This is a genomic window from Levilactobacillus senmaizukei DSM 21775 = NBRC 103853 (assembly GCF_001592085.1).
GTDB classification, from domain to species: domain Bacteria; phylum Bacillota; class Bacilli; order Lactobacillales; family Lactobacillaceae; genus Levilactobacillus; species Levilactobacillus senmaizukei.
In genome coordinates, this window is sequence record NZ_BCWD01000047.1 from 1 (window position 1) to 3497 (window position 3497).

The 3497-nt window shown below is 44.9% G+C and carries 3 protein-coding genes and 2 tRNA genes; all 5 read right to left on the reverse strand.

The window, feature by feature from the left end; translation table 11 throughout:
- Positions 1–77: 77 nt before the first annotated feature.
- The 5 genes from LSE01S_RS10460 to LSE01S_RS10480 all read right to left on the reverse strand — a co-directional run bounded on the left by LSE01S_RS10460 (position 78) and on the right by LSE01S_RS10480 (position 3493).
- Positions 78–890, reverse strand: a complete 813-nt coding sequence (locus LSE01S_RS10460) for a metallophosphoesterase (RefSeq protein ID WP_338048248.1) — start codon at positions 888–890, stop codon at positions 78–80.
- Between the two features lie 69 nt (positions 891–959).
- Positions 960–2441 (reverse strand): peptide MFS transporter, encoded by a 1482-nt coding sequence (locus tag LSE01S_RS10465; protein ID WP_061777573.1) that lies wholly within the window; start codon positions 2439–2441, stop codon positions 960–962.
- A gap of 339 nt (positions 2442–2780) precedes the next feature.
- Positions 2781–3098, reverse strand: coding sequence for a hypothetical protein (locus tag LSE01S_RS10470; RefSeq protein ID WP_061777574.1), 318 nt, complete (start codon positions 3096–3098; stop codon positions 2781–2783).
- A 223-nt stretch (positions 3099–3321) separates the two neighbouring features.
- Positions 3322–3394 (reverse strand) — tRNA-Thr (locus LSE01S_RS10475).
- A 26-nt stretch (positions 3395–3420) separates the two neighbouring features.
- A tRNA-Asn gene (locus LSE01S_RS10480) sits at positions 3421–3493 on the reverse strand.
- Positions 3494–3497 lie beyond the last annotated feature (4 nt).

Below are 3497 nucleotides of genomic sequence, written 5' to 3' on the forward strand. Positions count from 1 at the left end.
GATGAATCGTCGAAACGAATCAACTTCACTATCATACAAAATTCTGCATAAACCGTCAAGCTTTTTTGCCGGTTTTTTTATTTTAATTCAATCACGCGTAGTCGCCGCTTCCATTCGGTCGCAAAATCCGGTTGGGACCATTCGTTGACCTGCCGTTTGCGGTAACCAAGTGCCGGATTATCATACTCGGTGTTTCCTCTGATCAATGGCGCTCTGTGTGCATGCAGATGGCCAAATAAGACGTATTCCACCCCATAGGATTCCAACAAGGGCCCGAGTCTCGGACTTCCCATTAAAGCATTGGCCATGTTCCAGAAGCGGTCATCATCTGTGTAGCGAATAAAATCACGCCGTGGGGCAAAATGCGTCATATACAAGATGCGCTTCTCAGCCGTCTTTGCCGCTTCCAGTTGGTCCGTAGTTTGCTCAAGTACCCGGTCCATTCGTTCGGGATCACTCATCGGTTGTTCGATGGCCGCATCGACCCAAAACGCCCGTTTCCAAGTAAGAAAGTTGCGGCCAACCAGGTTATCAGCAAACTGGTAATCATACCAACCATTGTTACCAATCACCCGCCAGTCAGTACCCGGCAAATCGATAAACTGGTTATGCAAATAGGTGATGTCTTCAGGCGCCTCTAGTTCGGCGTATGAGCGATCATGCAACATATCATGGTTGCCGGCAATGAATCGAACCTGACGCGGTGAAATCGCCTGTTGGAGCCGTCTCACGAAGGCCAGCGATTGATCAAAGTAATTTGAAATGTCGCCGGCAATCAGATACAAATCAATTTGCTGTCGCTTCAGGAAATCGGCTTGAATTTTGACCGCCGCTTCAATAGAAATACGATTGATATCTAAATGTAAATCGCTAATTAACCCGACCCGCAAGATTGACTCGCCTCCAATTAAAAAAGTGCTACCCGTTTAAACGGATAACACTCATTTTACATGGATTAATTATTTAATACCAGCCATGAGTTTCTTCAATGGCTTAACCAGTGCAAACATGATTAACCCGGCAACGATGGCTACGACAGCCACACCGGTGAAGTAACCAATTTCGTTCTCAGGCGTGTAGAGCTTAACGACTTGGGCGTTTACGGCTTGCCCAGCGGCATCAGCTAAGAACCACATACTCATCATTTGTGATTGGAAGGCCCGAGGAGCTAACTTCGTAGTCACAGACAACCCGATTGGGGAAATCAGCATTTCCGCGATTTCAACGATTGCCCAACTACCAACTAACCAGAATGGACTAACGCGGGCGCTAGAACCAAACATCGCAACGGGTGCCACCATTAGTAGGTAAGATAAACCGGCGAATAACATCCCGACAGCGAACTTAGCCGGTGAGCTAGGTTGCTTCTTACCCCACTTCGTCCATAAGATGGCGAAGATTGGCGTGTAAATCAAAATGAAGGCTGGATTAAGCATTTGGTACCAAGAAGGCAAGATCTTGAACCCGCCGAGATTGTTGTTGGTTTGATTAGCCGCAAACAAGGCCAAAACGGATGATCCAGATTCTTCAATTGCCCAGAAGATTGCGGCGGCGATGAACAGACCTAAGTATGCCCAAACGTGCTTCCGTTCAACTGGTGTAACCTTTTTACTCGTCAAGAAAATAGTAAAGTAAACGACTGGCGTCGCAATCGCAGTAATCGAGAGCAAGAGGATAAAGTTGGTTAAGTTAAACTTGCCCAACAGAGACATCAAGATCAGGATAAGGGCAAAGGCAACTAAACCAATGCTCCCACGGACACCTAACTTCTTCAAGTCGCCAGGTTCCATTGGGTCGGTTGGGTAAAGACTTTCCTTACTCAGGTACTTCTTACCCCCGAACCAGTATTGAACTAAACCTAAGAACATCCCAATAGCGGCTAATGAGAACCCTAAGTGGAAGTTGTAATTTAACCCTAACCAGCCGACCAAGATTGGTGCGACCAGGGAACCTAGGTTAATCCCGAACACAAAGATCGTGAAACCGGAGTCCCGGCGGGTATCTTCCTTAGAGTACAAGCCCCCAACCATTTCGGAAACGTTAGGCTTCAAGAGCCCGGTCCCTAAACAGATTAAGAGAATTGAGATAAACAGGGCCATAGGACCCGCTGGAATTGACAAAGCGATATGCCCGAACATGATCAGGATACCACCAATGAAGACGGTCTTACGACTCCCCCAAACACGGTCACTTAAGTAACCACCTAGGACAGAGGATAGGTAAACCATTGAACCGTAAATGGACATCACTGATGCGGCTGTTGGTTGGTCGAAACCTAAACCACCTTTAGCTACTGAGTAGTACATGTAGTAGATAAGGATGGCACGCATGCCGTAGTAGCTAAACCGTTCCCACATTTCAGTAAAGAACAGAGTTTGCAGCCCGCGTGGTTGGCCAAAGAATGACCGGTCTTCGCTAGTTGACTCTGGTTTGTTATTCAAAACAATAATACCTCCAATTGTGATACAAAAATGAATAATTCTAACTTCTAATCCGCCTGACACAAATTGACCAGACGTCTATGTCTCATAGACCTTTAATAAAATATAGTAGTAATTATACTGCCAGAACTCCCATTACGCAACAACTTTCCGCACCTAATTGCCACTTAACGCCGGTCTAACAGCGAAAAACAATGATGAAATTATTAGGCATCTCATACAATCCTTTTATTTTTTATTCATCCATATTGTGGAACTAATATTCGCCATATTATGAATAAATGACTATAAAAAAAGCGGCATTCGCCGCTAGTGCATTTATTATTTAGCAAATTGTTCTTAATCTAAAACTGGGAACAGTTCGAGTTGTTCGCAAGCAAACTTAACCAAGGCTTGGCCATTTAACCAACCGTACACATCGTTAGGAATAACTGCAATTGGTGTCGCATCCTTTATCATGGATCGGACATCCGATTCGGCTACCTGTGGGTCCAATAATAATAGATCGGCAGTTGTTAGGTCATCTGTAGTCAAAGCATTCAAGTCGATCGTTGCGAATTTAAGTGGTACCTGTTTGGTTTCCGCACAACGTTTGGCTTCGCCTAAAAACAAACGACCAGCATCTTCTTTACCAGATATAATCAAAACATTCTTCATGATTGGTGCTCCCCTTTAATGAATTCTCGATAAATCTAGCGTATCACTAAAGACCCTATACCACAATAGATTTTTCGGATAAACCCATTATAGTTAAACCGGTGTTAATTGCCCGTATAGAAGCTAATGCATGTATATACCAATATAAATATGTCATCTATACCAATTGTAAAATGCAGCATACAAAAAAACGCTCAGTCCGAAGACTAAGCGTTTACTCTGATGCCGGCTGAGGAATTCGAATCCCCGACCCTCGGTTTACGATACCGATGCTCTACCAGCTGAGCTAAGCCGGCATACTTGGTTAACTCCGTTAACCCGACTCCGGCAGGCGGGCTCGAACCGTCGACAACCTGATTAACAGTCAGGTGCTCTACCAACTGAGCTATGCCGAAATAA

Excerpts from the sequence above, each read along its gene's own strand:
- LSE01S_RS10470 (WP_061777574.1), bottom strand. The coding sequence starts at position 3,098 with ATGAAGAATGTTTTGATTATATCTGGTAAAGAAGATGCTGGTCGTTTG.